18 protein-coding genes and 1 pseudogene are annotated in these 21,167 nt (G+C 33.5%); 9 read left to right on the top strand and 10 right to left on the bottom strand.

The window, feature by feature from the left end; translation table 11 throughout:
• Positions 1 to 14 precede the first annotated feature (14 nt).
• The gene (locus tag MKY02_RS10795; RefSeq protein WP_038181853.1) at positions 15 to 1,610 is read right to left on the bottom strand and encodes an ATP-binding protein; all 1,596 of its coding nucleotides are present in this window, start codon (positions 1,608 to 1,610) and stop codon (positions 15 to 17) included.
• Between the two features lie 97 nt (positions 1,611 to 1,707).
• Between MKY02_RS10795 and MKY02_RS10790 the strand changes: the two genes are divergently transcribed.
• From MKY02_RS10790 to MKY02_RS10780, 3 genes are all read left to right on the top strand, one after another.
• On the top strand, positions 1,708 to 2,757 hold the full coding sequence (locus tag MKY02_RS10790) for a DctP family TRAP transporter solute-binding subunit (protein WP_038181855.1): 1,050 nt from the start codon (positions 1,708 to 1,710) through the stop codon (positions 2,755 to 2,757).
• 259 nt (positions 2,758 to 3,016) lie between these two features.
• A complete protein-coding gene (locus tag MKY02_RS10785) occupies positions 3,017 to 4,282 on the top strand; it encodes a dicarboxylate/amino acid:cation symporter (RefSeq protein WP_038181857.1) in 1,266 nt (421 codons plus the stop codon).
• A gap of 353 nt (positions 4,283 to 4,635) precedes the next feature.
• Positions 4,636 to 5,928 (top strand): dicarboxylate/amino acid:cation symporter, encoded by a 1,293-nt coding sequence (locus MKY02_RS10780; protein WP_038181859.1) that lies wholly within the window; start codon positions 4,636 to 4,638, stop codon positions 5,926 to 5,928.
• A 101-nt stretch (positions 5,929 to 6,029) separates the two neighbouring features.
• Here MKY02_RS10780 and MKY02_RS10775 read toward each other — a convergent pair whose 3' ends face one another.
• The 4 genes from MKY02_RS10775 to MKY02_RS10760 all read right to left on the bottom strand — a co-directional run bounded on the left by MKY02_RS10775 (position 6,030) and on the right by MKY02_RS10760 (position 8,851).
• Positions 6,030 to 7,022 (bottom strand): LLM class flavin-dependent oxidoreductase, encoded by a 993-nt coding sequence (locus MKY02_RS10775; protein WP_076065029.1) that lies wholly within the window; start codon positions 7,020 to 7,022, stop codon positions 6,030 to 6,032.
• A gap of 15 nt (positions 7,023 to 7,037) precedes the next feature.
• Entirely contained in the window at positions 7,038 to 7,265 is a 228-nt protein-coding gene (locus MKY02_RS10770; protein ID WP_038183069.1) for a DUF896 domain-containing protein, read from the bottom strand.
• 127 nt (positions 7,266 to 7,392) lie between these two features.
• Positions 7,393 to 8,337 (bottom strand): LLM class oxidoreductase, encoded by a 945-nt coding sequence (locus MKY02_RS10765; protein WP_038181865.1) that lies wholly within the window; start codon positions 8,335 to 8,337, stop codon positions 7,393 to 7,395.
• Between the two features lie 31 nt (positions 8,338 to 8,368).
• Entirely contained in the window at positions 8,369 to 8,851 is a 483-nt protein-coding gene (locus MKY02_RS10760) for an RrF2 family transcriptional regulator (protein ID WP_038181868.1), read from the bottom strand.
• Positions 8,852 to 9,171: 320 nt separating this feature from the next.
• On the opposite strand from MKY02_RS10760, the gene MKY02_RS10755 reads away from it, so the two are divergent.
• Positions 9,172 to 9,387, top strand: a complete 216-nt coding sequence (locus MKY02_RS10755; RefSeq protein WP_038181871.1) for a hypothetical protein — start codon at positions 9,172 to 9,174, stop codon at positions 9,385 to 9,387.
• Between the two features lie 255 nt (positions 9,388 to 9,642).
• On the opposite strand, the gene MKY02_RS10750 is transcribed toward MKY02_RS10755, so the two are convergent.
• On the bottom strand, positions 9,643 to 9,930 hold the full coding sequence (locus MKY02_RS10750) for a hypothetical protein (RefSeq protein ID WP_076065027.1): 288 nt from the start codon (positions 9,928 to 9,930) through the stop codon (positions 9,643 to 9,645).
• Between the two features lie 494 nt (positions 9,931 to 10,424).
• Here MKY02_RS10750 and MKY02_RS10745 point away from each other — a divergent pair, with 494 nt between their 5' ends.
• Entirely contained in the window at positions 10,425 to 10,784 is a 360-nt protein-coding gene (locus tag MKY02_RS10745; protein ID WP_076065026.1) for a hypothetical protein, read from the top strand.
• A gap of 554 nt (positions 10,785 to 11,338) precedes the next feature.
• Here the strand turns inward: MKY02_RS10745 and MKY02_RS10740 are convergent.
• From MKY02_RS10740 to MKY02_RS10730, 3 genes are all read right to left on the bottom strand, one after another.
• On the bottom strand, positions 11,339 to 12,322 hold the full coding sequence (locus tag MKY02_RS10740) for a C45 family autoproteolytic acyltransferase/hydolase (RefSeq protein WP_076065025.1): 984 nt from the start codon (positions 12,320 to 12,322) through the stop codon (positions 11,339 to 11,341).
• 91 nt (positions 12,323 to 12,413) lie between these two features.
• A complete protein-coding gene (locus tag MKY02_RS10735) occupies positions 12,414 to 13,265 on the bottom strand; it encodes a MerR family transcriptional regulator (RefSeq protein WP_076065024.1) in 852 nt (283 codons plus the stop codon).
• 326 nt (positions 13,266 to 13,591) lie between these two features.
• A complete protein-coding gene (locus MKY02_RS10730) occupies positions 13,592 to 14,668 on the bottom strand; it encodes an NAD(P)/FAD-dependent oxidoreductase (protein WP_340711161.1) in 1,077 nt (358 codons plus the stop codon).
• Between the two features lie 353 nt (positions 14,669 to 15,021).
• On the opposite strand from MKY02_RS10730, the gene MKY02_RS10725 reads away from it, so the two are divergent.
• The gene (locus MKY02_RS10725; RefSeq protein ID WP_235175693.1) at positions 15,022 to 15,603 is read left to right on the top strand and encodes an excalibur calcium-binding domain-containing protein; all 582 of its coding nucleotides are present in this window, start codon (positions 15,022 to 15,024) and stop codon (positions 15,601 to 15,603) included.
• 355 nt (positions 15,604 to 15,958) lie between these two features.
• Here the strand turns inward: MKY02_RS10725 and MKY02_RS10720 are convergent, their stop codons facing one another.
• Positions 15,959 to 16,663, bottom strand: coding sequence for a CPBP family intramembrane glutamic endopeptidase (locus MKY02_RS10720; protein ID WP_340711159.1), 705 nt, complete (start codon positions 16,661 to 16,663; stop codon positions 15,959 to 15,961).
• Positions 16,664 to 16,752: 89 nt separating this feature from the next.
• Here MKY02_RS10720 and MKY02_RS10715 point away from each other — a divergent pair, with 89 nt between their 5' ends.
• The 3 genes and pseudogenes from MKY02_RS10715 to MKY02_RS10705 all read left to right on the top strand — a co-directional run bounded on the left by MKY02_RS10715 (position 16,753) and on the right by MKY02_RS10705 (position 20,903).
• A complete protein-coding gene (locus tag MKY02_RS10715) occupies positions 16,753 to 17,478 on the top strand; it encodes a MerR family transcriptional regulator (protein WP_340708998.1) in 726 nt (241 codons plus the stop codon).
• Positions 17,479 to 18,626: 1,148 nt separating this feature from the next.
• Positions 18,627 to 18,698 (top strand): annotated as a pseudogene (locus MKY02_RS22010) (YjcZ family sporulation protein); the annotation flags it as partial.
• Between the two features lie 891 nt (positions 18,699 to 19,589).
• Positions 19,590 to 20,903, top strand: coding sequence for an anaerobic C4-dicarboxylate transporter family protein (locus MKY02_RS10705; RefSeq protein ID WP_076034859.1), 1,314 nt, complete (start codon positions 19,590 to 19,592; stop codon positions 20,901 to 20,903).
• Positions 20,904 to 21,167 lie beyond the last annotated feature (264 nt).

The following is a 21,167-nucleotide window of genomic DNA, read 5'->3' as shown; positions in this document are numbered from 1 at the left end:
ACTCAAGCCCTCCTTTACAAATAAAAAGTGATGAAAAAGCTTGTACCTTCACCAGGTGTACTGGATACATCGATAGTACCGTTTCCTTTTTTCACAATTCCATCAATTAAGTATAACCCTATACCGTGATTTTTTTGAGCTTTTGTTGTAAAACCATTTTGAAAAATTTGCTCCAGTTTATCATTTGGAATACCTGCCCCATTATCCTCCACTAAAATGGATAAGGTATGTTCATCTTGATCGATACTTATTAAAACATGCTTTTCTTCTCGTTCTACATTTAATAGTGCATCAAATGCATTTTCAATTAGATTGCCTAGAAGGATTACAAAATCATTGAATGCTAGTGTTTCGGGTAAATAGGACAGCTGGCTATTCATATCAATTTCAACTTCAATGCCTAGTTCTTTACCGTGATTAATTTTACTTAATAATAGGCCGGAAATATTCTGATTTTTAATCCGTTCATCTAAGAAGTTCGTAATATCATCTTGTTGTTCTTTAACTTTTACAATATAAGCTAGTGCTTGATCGTAATGTCCAAGCTGTAATAGGCCTGCTATAGTATGCATTTTGTTTTTGTGTTCATGATTTTGAATACGAAGTGCTTGTACAAACTCTTGAACCCCTGTTAATTCTTCTGCAAGCTTATTCACTTCTGTACGATCTTGGAAAATAGCAATGGCCCCGACCGTTTCATTATTCACTTCAATTGGCACGCGATTACTCATAATACTGTGCTGATTAATGAAGAGCTCTTTGTTATAAACAGGTTCGTTATAGTCTAGAATTTCGGGTAAACGTGTATCAGGTAAAATATGATAGATTTTCTTGCCAATAAAGTCATCACCCTCTACACCTAGAATTTGACGAGCCTTCTTGTTGAAAATGGTTACTGTGTTTTCTTTATCAATCGCAATAATACCCTCATGCATTGCATTAAATGTTTCTGTCCGTTCCACATAAAGACGTGCAATTTCATGAGGCTCTAAGCCAAACATCTGCTTCTTCATATGACGGCCTAATACCCATGCCCCCCATGCTCCAAAAAAAAGACTCAGCATTGTCGCTATAATAATTTCATTTTGAATGCTTTTAATAATCTCGAATACAGTTGGTAAGCTATAACCAACGATTACAACTCCTACTTGTTTGTGCTCTTCGCTCATAACAGGAACGAATGCACGCACTACACTACCAATTTCACCTTTTGCTTTGGAAATATAATAATGTTCAACAAAAGCTGCATTTTCATCAACGGTATTAGATGTTTGCCCTATCATGCTTTTGACAGGATGGGATAACCTTCTATGCTCCATATCTAGAACGACAATATAATCCGCTTTATTTATGACACGGATACCTTCTACGGTTTGATTGATAGTAGCAGACTTCTTCTCAAAGGATCTATTTGAAGCAAGCTGCTCCCTTATTTCCGGTAGCTTTCCGACCGTTCTAGCTATTAACATTGCTTCAGTACCTAGCTCTTTTTCTTTAGTTTTCATTATGTTACCAAGTACGAAAATACCTGCAACTAATAATGAAAAAACGATGAGGAAAAAGGTGAGCGACATTATTTTGCTATTCATCGATATTTGCTTTGTTTTCATGGCGCCCCCTAGAATGTTTTATAGAATGCCTTCATTGTAACATTAGAAACTATGTTAGAATGTAAAGAAAAAAGTCTAAATGTTATGGAGTACATAAATGCGTTTATATATTACTACAGCTTTCATCACTTTAATAGTACTTATTGGTATCATCGGCTATCAACAACAATTCGGATTAGACTCCTCATTACCAATCGATGAAGAACAAGGTGGTTTAAATGACCAAATCGTTATCAATTTTAGTCATATTGTGGCGGAAAATACACCTAAGGGTCAAACTGCTATAAAATTCGCTGAATTATTAGAGCAAAAAACAGATGGTCGTATCCGCGTTGTGATCTATCCAAACGGTTTGCTCTATAATGATAATAATGAATTGGAAGCATTGGAAAATGGAGAAGTAGAAATGATTGCTCCATCCTTTTCAAAAATGACAAAAACGTTGCCTACATGGTCAGTGCTTGATTTACCTTATTTATTTCATACAGAAGATGATGTGAAGCGAGTTTTAACAGGGCCTTTCGGAGAGCAGTTACTGAATCAACTAGGACGCTATAATATTAAAGGATTGGCTTTTTGGAATAATGGTTTTAAGCAAATACTAACATCTGGCAAACCGATACTTACCTCTGAAGATTTTAAGGGACTTAAGGTGCGTGCCATGCCAAGTAAGGTTTTACAACAACAGTTTACTATATTTCAAGCAACCCCCGTTGCAACATCGTTTGATGAATTATATACAGAGCTTGAAAAAAAAGAATTGAATGCACAAGAAAACACTATTTCCAACATTTACTCTAAGGGCTTTTATAAACTCCAAAAGAACTTAACGATTACAAATCACGGTGTACTTGGATACGCTGTTATGATGAATGAGGATTTTTATAATAGTTTGTCAACCGATTTGCAGGAAAAAGTAGTAGAGGCTATTAATGAGGCTACTTCTTGGAATTTTGAACATTCAAAGCACATGAATGATAAGGATTTGGAGAGTTTACAACAATTATCCGATGTTCAGATCAGAACTTTATCATATGATGAACAACAAAAATGGCAAAAGCTCTTCAAACCAATTTACGAAAACTATCGTAAACAAGTAAGTAAAACATTTTTACAGGAAATTGAAAAAGAAATTAACAATAAATAACAACAATTACACAACTGTACTAGTACAAAAGGATTTTTTAAAATTGTGTATTAAGTTTTTTTAAGTCTTGGATTACTCCAAGGCTTTTTCTTATCCCTTGATATGACTGCATTTTGGAGCGAATCTAAATTTTAACACAATTCGAGACCAATATGATCAAAAAGAGTTTTAAAACCATAACATTAAATACATTTACAACAGCGTTATGATGGAATCGTTGTAAGCGATACCAAATAAAATTACAAAGAAGGCCAGTCATATGAAAATTAACTTTAAAAACTTAACAGTTCAAGTCATCTGTGCAATCATTCTTGGTATTATAGTAGGCGCATTGTTCCCTACTTTCGGGTCACAATTAAAAGTGCTTGCTGATATTTTCATTAAGCTAATCAAAATGTTAATTGCTCCAATTATCTTCCTTACAGTCGTAATTGGCATTGGAGGTATGGGAAACCTGAAAAAGGTTGGTTCAATTGGTGGAAAAGCTTTAATCTATTTTGAAATCGTATCTTCTATTGCTCTAGCAATAGGATTAATCGTAGTACATATTATCCAACCAGGGAAAGGTTTAGATACTTCTTCTGCAACTGCAGGTGATGTAGCACAATTTACAAAACAAGCTGCTGAATCTGAACATGGCATTACAAGTTTTATCATGGGTATAATTCCGGAGAATTTCTTTGGTTCTCTTGCAGCTGGAGAATTACTTCCTGTATTATTCTGTGCTGTGTTGTTTGGTGTTGCTACAGCTTCAATCGGTGCCCCTGCAAAACCGATTGTTAAATTATTCGAACAAGTAGCAGATATCTTCTTTAAAATTATTAGTATGATTATGAAATTGTCCCCAATTGGCGCATTTGGTGCCATGGCTTATACAATCGGTAACTTTGGTCTTGAATCATTGTGGTCATTAGGTAAACTGATGTTATCAGTCTATATTACGATGTTCTTGTTCGTCATTATCGTATTAGGCTCCATAGCAAAATATTACGGCTTTAATATTTTCAAATTTATAAATTATATTAAAGATGAACTGTTTATTGTACTTGGAACTTCTTCATCTGAATCAGCCTTACCGCTTATTATGCGTAAGTTAGAGAACTTCGGTTGTTCTAAGCAAGTAGTCGGTTTAGTTGTACCGACTGGCTATTCTTTTAACCTTGATGGTACGTCTATATACTTATCAATGGCTGCGATGTTCATCGCTCAAGCGTATGACGTGCCACTATCTTTCTGGCAACAAATCACTTTGCTTGGTATATTAATGCTGACATCTAAAGGGGCCGCTGGTGTTACAGGGTCTGGATTCATAACTTTAGCCGCAACCTTAGCTGCCTTTCCTATGATTCCTGTCGAAGGGATTGCCCTTTTAATCGGCGTAGACAGATTTATGAGTGAAGCACGTGCGATTACGAATATTATCGGTAACTCTGTTGCAACAGTAGTTGTTGCGAAAATGGAAAATGAATTCGATCCAACAAACGGTTATAAAAAGGAATTGGATTCTGAAAATACTGCACATTAACTAGTATACAAATGTCCTATATAGCACTCGATCTGCTAGACAAGACTTTCGTATATAGCCACTTGGGTTTATCTCAGGTGGCTTTTTTGTACGGAGAAATAATTCACTGTACTAGTACATAAAGATTTTTATTATCTGTACTATAAAAATAAAATAATAGCCTTCGATTAAAATATAACCTGTAAACCCTTGCCATATATACATTTGGAAGATTTTTTAATAGTCGAAAAATAAAAAGACCAAAACGACCGAAAAGAACATTATCACCAAAATATATGAAAACGTTTTCTTTACATTTATGATAATAGCAATGAAAGCGATATCAAAACACATTATAGAAAGAAGGTACACATTTGAAAATCAATTTTAAAAACCTAACTGTACAAGTAATTATCGCCATTCTACTTGGTGTTGTCGTAGGAGCAGTGTTCCCCGAATTTGGCGCTAAGTTAAAAGTTTTAGCAGATATTTTCATCAAAATGATTAAAATGTTAATTGCACCAATTATCTTCCTTACGGTTGTCATCGGCATAGGGAATATGGGTGATTTGAAAAAGGTTGGTAAAATCGGAGGGAAAGCACTACTTTACTTCGAGGTAGTATCAACGATCGCATTAGCTATTGGATTGCTAGTCGTTCACCTTGTACAACCTGGTAAAGGTTTAGATACTTCTGCAGCAAATGGCAGCGATGTATCAGCATATACAACTGCAGCTGCTGAAAGTGAAGGCTTAATTGGTTTTATCATGAGTATCATTCCGGATAACTTCTTCGGCTCTCTAGCAGCTGGACAATTACTACCAGTTCTATTCTGTGCTATTTTGTTTGGTGTCGCTTCTGCTTCACTTGGAGAGGCTTCAAAACCAGTTATTAAATTATTTGAACAAACATCAGAAATTTTCTTTAAAATTATCGGTATGGTGATGAAGCTCTCTCCTATCGGTGCATTCGGTGCAATGGCTTATACTATTGGAAACTTCGGTGTTAAATCACTATTTAATTTAGGTCTGCTTATGGTATCTGTTTATATTACAATGTTCTTATTCATCGTTCTCATCTTAGGTGCGATTGCAAAATACTTTGGTTTTAATATTTTCAAATTTATCGCCTATATTAAAGATGAAATTTTCCTAGTAATAGGTACTTCATCTTCTGAATCAGCACTACCGTCAATGATGAAGAAACTTGAAAACTACGGATGTTCGAAGCAAGTAGTTGGATTAGTTGTACCAACTGGCTATTCCTTTAACCTTGATGGTACGTCCATTTACTTATCAATGGCTGCTATGTTTATCGCACAAGCTTATGACGTTCCTCTATCAATCTGGCAACAAGTGATGTTACTAGGGGTATTAATGTTAACGTCTAAAGGAGCTGCAGGTGTAACAGGCTCAGGCTTTATCACTCTAGCTGCAACTTTAGCTGCCTTCCCGATGATTCCAGTAGAAGGTATTGCATTATTAATCGGAGTTGACCGCTTCATGTCTGAAGCTCGTGCTGTAACAAACTTAATCGGTAACGGTGTTGCAACTGTTATCGTAGCAAAATCAGAAAATGAATTCGATCCAACTGGCGCTCAAAATAAAGTAAGTACAGAGACATCCGTACAAAATGTTCCTGTACTATCAAAATTGAATACTCAATAAACAAAAAATGTACATTACTATAACTCTTAGTAATGTACATTTTTAATTTGCAATACTTCTGCTAAGTGTACTGTAAACTTTAAATTTGATTCACATTTTATTTATAAAAGTTCACGCGCCAATAAGCTATATACTTCTAAACGCTTCTCTTGCGAATTTGGAATACTACAGATCATCGCTTCATCAAAACCATACTTAGCTTGTTCTTCTTCCAAAAAGGTTGCGATTTCTTTTACAGAACCGACCTGATGACGTCTTCGATTATCTTGAATTTGCATTTTCTCCATTTCAGTCAACTGATAATTTTGTGCTTCTTCTGGCGTCATCATTGGTATAATCTGACCACGCATGAAAAATAAGCTAAACAGATCATAAGGTCCTGCTTCAAATTCAGCTTCTTCACGTGTTTCAGCAGTTATCACCATATAACAAACATTTATTTCGGATTTTTCCATATAGACAGATGGTTTAAAACTTTTTCTATAAGTGTCGAAAATTTCTTTCGACATTTTGCCGTTAAAAAATTGTGCAAAGGAATAACCTACACCTAAAGAGCCAGCTTTTAAGGCGCTATTACCACTAGAGCCTAAAAGCCATGCCTCGGGTAATACGATACTTGATGGTGCTGCAATTGTTTGCTTATACAAATCTTCTGTAGGTACTTCATCATTAATTAATTGAAGGGTTGTTTCAAATTTCTCGTACATATTGTGATACATCGGCTGACGCCCTTCAGATAAGGCTAATATCGAAAGTTGATCGCCTCCCGGTGCGCGCCCTGCCCCAAAATCAATACGTCCAGGTGTTAGTGCACTAAGTGTTTTAAATACTTCAGCCATTTTTAGCGGTGAGTAATGCATCATCATAGTCCCACCTGTACCGACTCTAAGATTCTTAGTTCGCGAAGCAATATGGCTAACGATAATTTCAGGTGCTGCACTGACAAAAGTCCTTGAGCTATGATGCTCAGCCATCCACATACGATGATATCCTAGTTCATCTGCAAGGACTGCCAGTTCTACCGCCTTTGTAACGGCGTCTCTCTCTTCATTTCCCCCAGTAACAGGTGCTTGGTCTAATACGCTTAATTTCATAGTGAGAACTCCCTTTTATTCGTTGGATTCAATTTTTCTTTCAGAACGTAATTTTTGAGGAGTTACATCGTTTCCTAGTGGATCCATTACCTTCAAACCTGAGAAAGTTTCAAGTACTTGTCCACGAATTTCACGTAAGTAATCTTCTCTTAATACTTGTTGCTCTACCTTTTCAGTAGCTGTCAATTCACTCTCACGTTGCTTTTTAGCCAATTCATTAATACGCTTTAAACTTGGTATCATTTTTTTCATCTCTTTTCTCTTTTTTTAAAATCCGACTGACTATATTTTTAATTAAATACATAGTGCTCTAATTTCGATAAAACGTTAGAATTTCATTGAAACAATATAAGCCATTGAAACTGAGATTCTACTTAATAGCCGGGAACTTTGGAACAACAAATTCCCCTAGCTCCTGAATGACTTCCTCAGCAGGACGCTGACTATATTTCATTCCAAACATAATGTGATTAACACCTGCTGCCTCGTATGCAGAAAGGTAATCTATGATAAAATTCCGCCCTGCTCGGAAGCCACCTGCAATTGGTTTTGGTGCTTCATTGGGATTAGCAGACAAATCAATCGTGATTGGCTGGATAAATGGCTTAAACGTGTCATTAGCAAGCCGCCATTTTTGAATTAGCGTGCGCTGACTTGTTACATCTTGTGCATAGAAGAGCCAGCCATCTGTATTTTTTGCTAGCCATTCTAACGTCTGTCCTGAATAACCTGTCCCAAATACAGGAATATCCTGTAAAGCAGGCTTTGGTACTACATCTCCATGTGTCAATGCAACGTGGTCAGTTTGAATTTGTGGAAATGTCTCGTTCCATACGGTCTTCATAACGGAAATACTCTCTTGATAAAGGGCTGATCGATTCTCTGACTCTATTTTAAAGGCTGGAAACTCAATTGGGCGATCACCTGTCGCCGTCCCAAACAAGAAACGTTGATTTGACAATTGATCTAATGTTGCAGTTGATTTTGCTAAATGCAGTGGATTTCGCAAAGGTGTCACAATACTTGCCGTTCCAAGTGCAATAGTTTTTGTATTCGCTGCGACATATGTTAAGAACATTAGAGGATCATATAGGAAGCCGACGTCACCAAAGTTTGGATCATAAATCGGGGCGTCTCTCACAAATAGTGCGGCAAATCCATAATCTTCTGCTAGTTTGGCTAGCTTTATTTGATCATCGATATCCATTTGAGGAGTGCTTCCTGTATATGCCTCTAAAGGAAATGCTAAACCGAGTGTTAATCGGTTTTCCTTAAAAGAATGCGAAAATCCTTGATGTGACTGAAAATGATTCATACTTAATTCCTCCAAAAAGGGTGTCTAGGTCTTATAAAACCATCTTTTCTTTTACCCATTGTTGTAACATCTCAACTTCTTTTGCAAAACGTTCTTGTTGTAATTCTTCTGATAACTTCGCAATGGTTTTGTTCTTCAAAACTGACTGCCATGCAGTTTCAGCTTCATCCATGATTTCAGTAATCAAACGACAACTATCATTCTTCTTTAAATTCAATACATCATCAAGTACATCACTTGGTGCAAAATGCGATTGCTGACCCTCGATCGCAAGGTATATATCGTAGATTCGAATGTCTTCTGGCCTTTTATTTAAACGAAAGCCACCCTTTACACCAGGAACGGACATGATTAAATCAGCGCAAACTAGTTTTCTTAGTAATTTCCGAAAATAAGTCACGGAAGTTCCTAACTGTTCACTAATGGCTTCTCCTGGTAACACTGCTTTATCGGGCAGTAGATTGAGTATAAGAATAGCCGATATAGACTGTTCCACTCCTTTTTTCATTTGCATAATATCACCTCTTTTTTCTATTTTTCAATATACATGAATAGATTTATTTACTTAGGAAATTATCAATACAATCTAACTTGGATAATGTTTGTCGCAATTAGATAATAATAATTGAAGTCTTTAATAAAGTAAACTAATTGGCTCTAACCTTTAGGAATTTAATTCATCTTTCATAACTCCATACACTATATCCTATTTTCTGATAAGAGATAGTTCATCGATTTCTTTTCAATTAAAATGCGTTGTTAGGTGCTTTATGTATTGCTTCTATCCCTCTCTTCATGTATGCTAAAGGCAATTCAAAGAAGGAGTGATATCATTTGGCTATCTCAAAAGCAAAACGTCATAGACAGCATGTATTACGCAATTTAGGCAAGGATGTAACAACACAGCGTGGAGAAGTTGCTTTTAGCACACATACAAGAACTACTAAAACGAAAAAAGACAAATTACAAGTGCAATTCCATAAACACAAAAAGCATTTCCAGGGAGATCATTATTCCGATGGAGATGCTTTTTTAGTTGTTCCATTTTAGTTAAGTTATTGGAGCTTTCGAATAAAGTCTGTTCAAAATGACATAAAACTTTCTAACTATGAATGTGTTTTTCATAATAAATTTCTAAGAATAACCCTTTAAAACACTTCAGGATTGACTCATATCAACCTCCAGCCGTTAAACTGTCTATCTTACTCTAAAAGTTTGAATATATCTTCTTCTAATATTGGGTTATTTAGTGAATAATAAGTACCATTGATGTCAATGTCAATTTCATCATCTAAAAAGGTTACATTAAAATCTTTTTTTCCTGAATATAGAACAGCGCAATATATATCCCTTTACTTTTTCATGATTTTTCATTTCTTTATATTCTCTTTCACTTAGAAGCTGATAAAACTGTTCTATATTTTCATCTTCAGTAGTACTATGTCTTTCCCCAGTTCGTCCATCAATAACTTCAATTTTAGATACCGATATATAACCAATTATTTCCATAAAACCTTTACTTTCTTTTGAACTTGTTTGAGAGCAACCACAAATCAATAATAAGCCAATAGATACAATAATATAGTTCTTCACTTTGATTCTCCTTGATTTATAATGTACGTACTTTGTTTAAATAGTCTAAATATGAATATCATATATAATTAGTAATCTATTTCAACTTAAAGTAATATAAAATTCTTCATACCCTACACCTATATCTACTTAGTAAGCATCTACAATTATTTTATAACATGTTATGTAAGCCTTTCTTTGAAACAGATTCCTCTTCTTCACCTCTTCATTGCTCTTGCTAATACTATATTTAACTCTTCTTTTACTAAACTTCCACTATAAACATTCATGTATCAACGGTTTACAACACTTCGTGATATAAATTATTGAATTTATAGTTATTATTAATAAATTGAATGTAAGCTTAGCTAAAACCACAAAATAATATATTATCATTGACAAAAAACTCTCTTATCGTGTAAAATTACACTAAATAAAGCGAGGTATTTTTGATAAAGGAAATTATTCAATTAGTAAATGAAAAATGCGAAATCAAGTTTTGGAGAGTGATTCAAATGAAGAGAAATAGAACCGTTACCTTTATAAATAGTTTAATAGTGAGTATGTTAATACTAAATTTATTTATTTTTACATCACGAATGCGCTTTTTACCTTGGTTTATTGAAGATGGTTGGGGATATGCAGGACTATTACTGACATCTATTGTTTTGTTAATCATCTTTTTTAAATCTTATCAGCTTCACAAAAATGGAGAGATTACTACTTTACAGGAATTTATTCCGCTTGTTTCTGCAATATTTTCACTCTTCATTATGTTAATGCCCTTAAATGATTTTAATACTATATTTGCTCTTATAGTAAATGTAAGTATAATTTGTTTGACATTTCTCATAAAAAATCCAATTAAAAACTGAAAATATTAAAAAAAAGAGTTGTTCGATGATCATCGGATAACTCTTTTTTCTAATTTGTGTAAATGCATTTCAAGAACGCAAATTGACAGACATCATAAATCGCCCAGAATATATTAATGGCAATAAACAATTAGATTATGCCGCATGACGATTGGAACTGCTGCTGAAAATGAGTACAGTAGTACTGAAACAGGTATTCCTATTAAATATAAAAGAATAAATGAAATCATTTTCAATCACCACTTGAATTTATATACGTTAAAATCCAGTTTTAGACCAATCTGTAAGCGAACTCCAATTAGCTTAGTTTTTTTATTCAACTAACCTGCCCCTTTAGATGAATAAAAAAAGAGCTGTCTGAACAGCTCCAAGATCTTCTACTAAAGCACTCGTTAGTTTAAGTGTAATGTTTTACAAACATTCATAAAGAATGGTTTCTGTTCTGTAATTTTGTTTCATCTATTCAAGATAAGAAAAAGAAGCTTTAATTGAATTCATATTTGTCTCTTTCAAGTTCGAATTTTTGATTAATGTTTTTATAAGACATGAAGGGTTTATTTTAAAACAGCATCTGTCAATCGTATATCTGATTTATATTTTGCTTTGTTTGGTTGACCTTCGGCTCTAAGTATATCTAATGTATTTAAGTTTGCTACAACAGAGAAGAGCGTACCAAAATTATATTCTTTTAAATTTAAACAAACATGTCCCTTGGTTTCTGACATAATTGATTGTGCAATGGAAAGAGTCATTTTATTGACGTTTTCTTTAAGACGTATATCTAATGTTTCAAAACGTTCTTTTGATTTGCTCCAATTACAGCTTTCAGATAATGATGTACTTTCATGGTGATTGGTACAATGAATATAGTTATTGGTAGGAAGGCGTACTTGATAGTCATTAGGGGTAACTTCTACAACAGCCATACTCCCTAATGGATCTGCTAACAAGTAGTTATTAGCTACCGAACTTGGAAATCTTTTCAACACTTCTATTCCTTCTCCCACAGTACAACAATTTTCTAAAATATATTTAACAGCAAAATAAAAATTCAATCCTGGCTTAATTCCCACATGAGGAACTGATGTAATTCCTACAAATAAACCATGTTGATTTATACCATCAACTTTTCCAATAAAACAATCTGAATGACCTACATATTTATTTTTGCCTCCAAAACAAATTAGTGAGGACTCTGTAAAATTCTTCAGATTAAAGAGCATATCATAATTACGGCCAATAACCATTTCGCTTCCGTTAAAAGCTGAGAAAATACTACATTGACCGGCCAATTCAAATACTCCTATACTTAAAAGAAAAGAACTTACTTCTTCGAAAGAAGAATGACAACCTTCTGCAAATCCTTGTATTTCCTTCACAATACTAGGGTCAAATTCAGTAAGAATAGGTTTGCATTGCTCACCGAATTTCAACTTTTCTTCTGTTACTATCGGGAATCGAAATCCATTTTTATAAAGGATTTCTGCATAATGCTTACTTGCCTCGTAAGCATTACCTTTTAATCTCGGATGATACATAGTAATTTCCCTCCGTTATTTCTTTGTATATATAAAGAATAAACCCTCCAGTAGGTGGAGAGTTTACCCTATTTCTATATAAAACTGTTACTTAACTATCGTTCTTGATAACCTGTATACATATTTTGGTGATAAACTCTGAGGGATGTCTGTTTAAATCCGGTCGTATCTCTTTTATGTTAAAATCGGAAGGAACAAGTCCTTTTTCATAAATCTCTATCTCTTTCCCTACATGGGTTAGATTCTGTTCCATTATCCAATTTTTCAACATTTCATATCCTACTTCCAGCTCTGAATAAGGACCTTTAACAGTCAGACATGCATATTTCCCACTAGCTAAAATTCTACAACCGTCTATTTTGTTCGTAGCTTTTATTGGAAGAAGTAGTTCTACATCTGCCTCTTTTTGATTCAAATCTCGTTCGTGAAAGATAGCCATTAGTTTACCTGTAATCACGAGATTAAAAGCGTAAACTCGATCAAATAAATTTTTAACCAACCTATCAATAAATTTAACCTTTATTTTCTCACGAATCGTATAAACTAGTATTTCCTTTCGATTTTCAATAGAACAGTCGGATAAAAAAGGTCCTGGAATTATAGAAGCCTCTTTTTCGATTTGTATTTTTAACCTATTCATCTCTTCTATTTGTTTGGACATTTGTTTTTTTTGATCCACAAGTTCATCAATTTTATGTTCTAATATTCTTTTCCATTGTATCTGATCAGAGCTTTCAATAAATTCCTTAATCGTAGCTAAGGAGAATTGACAGCTTTTTAGAAGCATAATTTTTTTCATGTTTTGAATTTTGTCATAGTCATAATATCGATAGTTTGTTACAGAATCTATGTAAGAAGGTTTTAGTAATCCAATCTCGCTATAGTAGCGTAATGTTTTAACGGGAATATTACATATTTCAGAAAATTTACCTATAGAGTACATTATATTCTCCCTTTACAATTACAAAATATTTATTATAAATTAGTTCTAAACATCCTACTCAATTTTCTTTAGTCTGCGATAAAACGAAGCCTTTGTTAAACAGAATGAGAATGCAGCTAGATGTTTAAATCTCCTTATTCCACTAAAGCACTCGTTTGTTCAATAAGAACTTTTAGTATTTACTCAACTTTCGCACCCCGAAATGTCGAGGCATTGCTTGAAATAACTAGGTAAAGTGGCCAACCATTTAGTCATTTGACTTTTAAAAATGTCCATTTCTAAAACAACTTTATCTTCTGCTAAAGTTTGGAAAATATCAATAAGATTTATTTATCTATTAGTGATTTATCATTTAGTGGATAAAACCTAGATATTCTACAGCTTTCCAATTCTTCCAACTGCACATTATCCACAATTTCCTTCGCAACCAATCGACTAATAACAGGAGATAATGTGATTGCAGAATGCATAACTGCTAAATAAAGTCCCTTTATCTGATCATGAAAACCGACAATGGGGTAACCGTCTTTAGGCATAGGCCTCATTCCTACTTTGATACTTTCTAACTCTAAATGTTCCCCTTCTTCCAAATCGGAGCGAAGGGTTTCAAATGCTCTTTTTCCAATCGCCTCTGGTCCGTTTTCTCCATTCTCATCCAAATAATCTTCAGCGGCAATAAGTGTATAATCGGATAGTTGTCTTGCCTCAAATCTTGAATTAGAAATTAAGGTGTGAATGAGCTTTTTTGGAGATTTCATACGAATAATAATTGATGGTGAAGACTCAATAGGAATATCAAGACCAAGAGGTTTACACAACTCAGGTAACGCTGTACCAGTTGCTAATACAATTACATCTGATTCTATATAACCTTTTGAAGTATGTATGCCAACAACTTTGGTACCCTCTTTTTTTATTTGTGTCACTTTTGTATCGAATAATATATTTACCCCGTTTTCTTCCGCTATCTTTACCAAAAGATTCGTTAGGACATTAGGGTCTACCGCGCCTTCTTTATAAGCATAAAGAGCTTCCTCAGGATATTCTTTCAAATGAGGTTCTAGCTCCGATATTTGCTGACGAGTTATTTTTTTCACATGAGATTTATTGATGCTTGTGAGATTTCCCCATGTAAGTGCACCGTTCCAATCTACCTTCAATTCTGGTATCTCTTTTTCCAATACATGATATTCTGCAAGTGACTCGTCATACAAATGTTGAAAGTTATTTGGAACACGCCCTGATGGATTAATCCAAGCAAAAGATTTCTCTGTTACCCCATATCCTGCTTTTGAGTGACACTCAACTAAAGTGACATTCTGATTTTCCTTTGATAGATTATAAGCTATAGACGCACCAACAATCCCTGCACCAACAATTGTAATCTTTTGCTTTTTAGTCATAACTATTCCTCCCTCTATAAATGTTGATATATCAATGATTTGACCCGTAAAAAACCTTTGGTATAACTAGCCGTTTGCGATTTTAGATATGTATTTTTTGGAATATCTGTTTGTACATAAAGAAAGACACCTCTTTTTTTTCACATGTTTATAATCCGTATTTCAACATCCTTTCTAATATATACGTTTAGATATAAAGAGAGTTTCAAATATTACCATATATTCATAAAATATATAATATTTAATTTTTTCATTCTCTTCCTTTTTCTCAAACCAAATTTTCATTTACTTATCGAGCTTTTATAACTAAAATTGATTAGTGTTAATTAACTAGAAATAAACGGAGGAACAAAATGAAGGACAAGGATACTATAAAAGTAATAATATTGTTGCTTATACTTGTGTGTCTATATTTGTTTATGCTTGTTTTAGAATGTATTGTAGGTTCAATTTGGAACCTCTTATTATTCCTTGCAGTCATTCTCACAACAATATGGTGCTACTATAAAAAGAAAAGAAAAAAAACATATACCAAAGGAGTTATTTTACTAATTATTTTATTATTAATATTAATTTGGTCTATTGGCCCCTGTGTTTACGAAAAACATATAGCTGAACTAGAGAAAAGTGAATTAGAAGAAAAACAAAGAAAAATTGAAGCCGCAAATTATGTAAAAGAGATGGAAGAAGATATGAAGAAATCTCAAGAAGAGGCAAAGAAAGAATATGATAAAAGAAAAGTAGAAAAAGAAGAATCTAAAAAGGATGAAAAAGTCAAAACATCTTCTACTACAATTTACAATTTTAAAATAGATAAGGATTGTTCAGATTTTAGCAACGCTTCTGAAGCAACTAAATTTATGAACGAGTCAAAGGCAGCTGGCTTTGGAGACCATCGGTTGGATCGAAATAAAGACGGAATTGCTTGCAACTAAAAAAATAAACAAACAAAATCGAAGGTCATTACGTTTAATAGTAATACCTTCTTTTCTTTTTTGACTGTACACCTATCGAATATAATCATAGTCAACACTAGTAACAAGAGTATCTATTACTTGACTTTATTAAACAATATTGTTCATATTTTATTGTTTACTTATTGAAGTAAAGCACCGTTAGTTTAAGTACATTATTTCACAAACTTTGTTGATTTTACATAATTCATTTTATTCATTACAGGAATGCTACCCGACAGGCTGCATAATAAAAAAGACTGCTTATTAGCAGTCTTTTTCAGCTCTTGTATCTGGTAGTTAGCATGGTATGTTCCGGCTACTCATAACAACATCTTTATCCCAAACTTGTCAACAAAACCATAATCCCATTAGTTAAACCGTGAATAATAACTGATGGCCAGATCGAATTAGTTCGTTCATACGCTAAAGCAAAAATGATACCACTAAAGAAATTTACTGGCATTACATTATATGTTGGAATATGAACAATTGTAAAGATTGTTGAGCTAAGTAAAATTGCTCCAATAAATCCTATACGTGTACGTAACCAACGATATAAAAAACCGCGATAAAAAATTTCTTCGTATATTGGTGAGATAACCGCCGCAGAAATAAAGGCAATTAGAACCGTAACGAAAGTTACATTTTGCTGTATTGCCTCGGTTTTGCTGTTCTCCCACGAATTCCCTATAAAACTAGTAAGCACTACAATTATCACGGCACCAACCATTAAGATAACAGAAAATATAACAATGATTTTCCAATCCTTAACAGCGAACCTTTTTATCCCTACTTCACTCCAAGAAAGTTTTTTCGGACGGAGAGCAATAAAATAAACACCTAAAATTAGAATAATTGCTATTGTCAATCCCATTAATGTTCCAGCATATAGAACATTATCAAGCCAGTGAGAATAAATTGGGTGAACAAAGAATTTAATACACCCAATTACAAATACAAATTCAAGTAACATTAAAAATATAAATTCTTTCAAACCCCAACGGTCTTCTTCCTTCCAGTTCATTTCATTTGTTTTCATCCGCCATCACTCTTCCTTTATATGGTATAATCAAACTATATTAGATGACGTTACGTCACCTGCAAGCTTTATTTTTAGGAGGGAATAAAATGAAACGATGGACTACTGGACAGGTATCAAAGCAGCGAAATGTCTCCGTTCGCACACTTCGTTATTACGATCAGATTAATCTCCTCACACCAAGTTTTAAAGATGATAATGGACGACGATATTATTCAGAAGAGGATATGTTTAAATTAGAAAAAATCATCATTCTAAAATCACTTTCACTTCCACTCGAAAATATTCGCGATTTATTAGATAGACTATCCTATAAACAAATTCTAATTTCGCATCACAATTATCTACAAGATGAACTTTCCAAACTTCAAACAAGCATTTCTAATACAAAATCTTTAATTAATATGATCGACTTGGAAGAATCTTTGTCTTGGGAACGTGTCTCTCAACTTATTCAAATTTCACAAAATAGCTCTAAAAAATGGATTGACTATTTTGAAGTTGATGAAAAGGTAATCTTGCAAGAGACAATTCCAAATCTCGGCAACAATGATTCGACAACACATCAGTATATTTCTTTGCTACGACGAATTGAGTGGTGTATAAAACACAATATTAAACCTGAATCAGAGGAAGGTCACCAAATTGCTTGCGAGTTAATAGAAATATCAAACGATACTTTTCAAGGAGATACGACATTGATGGATAAGTTCTGGGAAGTCAGAAAACTGCCCTCTGAGGAAACGGGCCTATACCCGATTTCGAAAGAAGTACTGGAGTATGTAGAGCGTTGTATTGCTAATGTTACATGTTAGGAATAAGTATATGAATGGTCGGGGTAATTAGCATAATATAATAAATACAAATGGCTTATTCAACTAACCTGGCCCTTTAGTTGAATAAGTCGCCTAATTTAAGGTCATTATACTTTTTATTATTCATATTATTTACTCCTCATTCACTCCAACAATTCAAACTAGATAGTTTTTTACATAATGTTTCGTCTATATAGAATTCTTTCCTTGAAGCAACAAAAAACCTCGACTGGTAGCAGTCGAGGTTTTTGTATTAAAAAATTTATAATTTTAAATGTAAGTTTTTTCACATTTTATCACTCGCAAAATTTTAGCGTTTTTATTTTATACCAAGAAGAATTTTATCTATCAATGTATGTATATGGATTTACGAACAGATATATGTTGTGTTATTCATTATTATCAAATAATGAAAACTTAAGATAATCGTTTAAGTTCTTTACAAATTCTTGGATACTAGTCATAAGTAATGGATTACCTTATTTATTAATTCCCTATTGTCCTGCCCCTCCTATCCTTTGATGAATAGAATAATGAAGAAAGAGGATATTTTTATGGGATACTCCGGAAATATGTGCAATTTTAACAGTAACTGTGGAGACAATAAATATGGAGATAATTCAACATTCCTTCTATTTGTTGTTCTATTCATTATTCTAATTTGTCGGACTACTTTCATGTATTAATCAATTCAACACACCCAATATTTATGTGTGAAAAATTATGCTTTAGCTTCTATTCAGATTATCTAATAATGGATAAAAGTCTTCAACATTGTCAATGATTTTTCTAAAATCAAATAGTCTCCAAAACCGCTTTAGATAGCTATCACTCAATGTAATAGTAGTGTAAAGCTAATTTATCCTCAAATCTCCTGGTTTGTTGTCTTCGGTGACCTTTTTCTGCAAAGTGTTCAGTAATCTTTTTTATATAGATTCATAAATTTCTACTTCAAATGGATTTCATGCAGCTCCACACCAACCAAAATCTTTCACAAACTAGGTAACACGTTTATTTATTTTTTTCAAATGAATGATTGATTAGATGAATACCTTATATCCTTTATATAACTAAACATATTCTAGATTATAGAAAGGAGGGAATTTATTATGGGAAATCAAAACTATAATGACTATGGTAGACGTAACAATTCTTCATTCGCTTTAATCGTTGTCCTATTTATTCTTCTAATTATTGTTGGCGTTAGCTTCATACATTAACTCAAAGCCTCTTTTACTAGCTAACCCATGATAGTAATTGTAAAGTTAAGGTAATTTCGCCTTACACATCCCTTTTTTCTGACATCGAGGGTCACTTGCCAACGAGTGACCCTTTTAATCGTTTCTTTCCACATATACATATTAGTTCACAATTTACTGAGCATTTCATTTCAGATATTCATTCAATATAGTGTTGAAATTTAAAATTCTACTATGGTAAATCTATTTAAAATAGTCTTCTACTCCTTCTTCTTTAACTAACCTGTCCCTTTTGTTAAGTAAGAAAAAAGAACTGTCTGAACGCTCAAAGATCTTCTACTAAAGCACCCGTACATTCTTTCACAAAGTTTATTGATTTAGCAAAATTAAACAGTTCATATATTACAAAAATGCTACCCCGTTAGTACATCTTTCATTTTGGAAATATGAAAGAATAATCCATACAATAAAAGAAAATCCCCCTGATCAAAGATATTTAATCCAATATGAAATTGGCCAAAACCTATTCCTTCTATTTCCCCGAAGGAATAGGTTTAAGTATTTTTAACCAAACTAGAAAAAATCGGTGTGCCAAGGCTAATAGTTAAAATAATGTCTAACGGCTAAATCTTTTCCCAACAATTGAAACCGATATGACTAACAATATGTATATTAAGAATTTATCTTTCATAAATTTCATCCCTTTTGAATCCTAAAGCACCCTTCTCTCTAATCGTTTACAACGGATATCCTACAATTTCATTCATGAAAAACTAAAAGTTCTATGTTCTATTCATGGCTATTATTAATAAAATGTCTATTTGTGAATCATTCGACAAAGAATGTAAACAAGGTTTACATATCAAAAACTTATCGTTATAAAATGACCATTCGTAATTGGAGGAAACTGATATGTTCTGGATACAATTTTTGATTTTGTTAATCTGCATCTTTATAGGTGCTAGGATAGGTGGACTTGGTCTTGGAGTAATGGGTGGTGTTGGATTAGCAATCTTTGTATTTCTTTTCGGCCTAGAACCTACTTCCGCACCTATTGATGTTATGCTGATGATTTTATCAGTAATTACTGCTGCAGGAGCTCTTCAAGCCGCAGGTGGTATGGAATATCTCGTTCATATTGCGGAGAAAGCATTAAGAAAAAATCCTAAATGGATTACATTCATCGCTCCTATCGTTACTTACGTTTTTACTTTTTGTGCAGGAACTGGACACGTTGCATACTCCGTTTTACCTGTTATTGCCGAAGTAGCCCGAGAATCAGGTGTTCGTCCTGAAAGACCAATGTCAATCGCAGTAATAGCATCACAGCAAGCAATTACAGCCAGTCCTATTTCAGCAGCGACTGTAGCATTATTAGCTTTATTAGCTGATTTCGAAATTACTTTACTAGATATTTTAATGATCTCTATACCTTCTACTTTTATCGGTTGTATGATAGCTGCTTTTGTTGTTAGTAGAAAAGGTAAAGAGCTACCAGAAGATCCGATTTATTTGAAACGCTTAGAAGAAGGCTTAGCTCCAATTAAACAAGATAAAAAAGCATTCTTTCCAACTAATGCTTCAAAACTTTCTGTTGTATTATTCTTACTTGCCGCAGTATTAATCGTTGCTCTAGGTTCATTTGAAAAATTACGTCCAGGTTGGGATATTGACGGCGTATTTACACCTATGTCTATGCCTGTTACCATTGAAATCGTTATGCTGACAATTGCTGCTTTAATCATTATTTGTTGTAAAGCAAATGTTGACGAAATTGTTTCTGGTAGTGTGTTTAAAGCCGGAGCTTCAGCAGTAGTAGCTATTTTCGGTATCGCTTGGATGGGTGACACATTCTTCAATGGTAATGCTGAACTTATTAACAGTTCGATTTCTGGCCTAGTCACAGCAGCTCCATGGTTATTTGCTATTGCATTATTTGTACTTTCTATTTTACTATACAGCCAAGCAGCAACGGTTCGAACACTAATACCTCTTGGTGTAACGCTTGGTATTAATCCAGCATTATTAATTGCCATTTTCCCAGCTGTTAATGGTTACTTCTTCATTCCAAACTATCCGACAGTAGTGGCAGCCATAAACTTTGACCGTACCGGAACAACTCGAATCGGAAAATATATTCTAAACCATAGCTTTATGCTCCCTGGTTTAGTTTCAACAATCTCTGCCGTTGTAATTGGTATATTACTAAGTTCTGTTTTACTCTAGATACTTTATTTAAAATGTAGCTTTTTATTCTTTGAGCGATTCAAGAAGGACTATTTCATTTTCCTTTTAAGAATATGTGCTAATGAATTACTCGGAGTTACATCAACTTCGAGTAATTCTTTATATAAGTATATCTATTCAGCAATTTGCCCAATTAATAGAATAAGAATTTGAATAAACTCTATATTGGTTAAAACAAATTAATTAAGCTAGAACAAGTTTTTTTATTTCCCCTTAAAGAGTGATAGGGTTTTGTTTTTAGAA

It is taken from the genome of Viridibacillus sp. FSL R5-0888 (assembly GCF_038009105.1).
In the GTDB taxonomy this organism is placed as follows: Bacteria; Bacillota; Bacilli; order Bacillales_A; family Planococcaceae; genus Viridibacillus; species Viridibacillus arenosi.
This window is presented reverse-complemented; position numbering and strand designations above follow the sequence as displayed.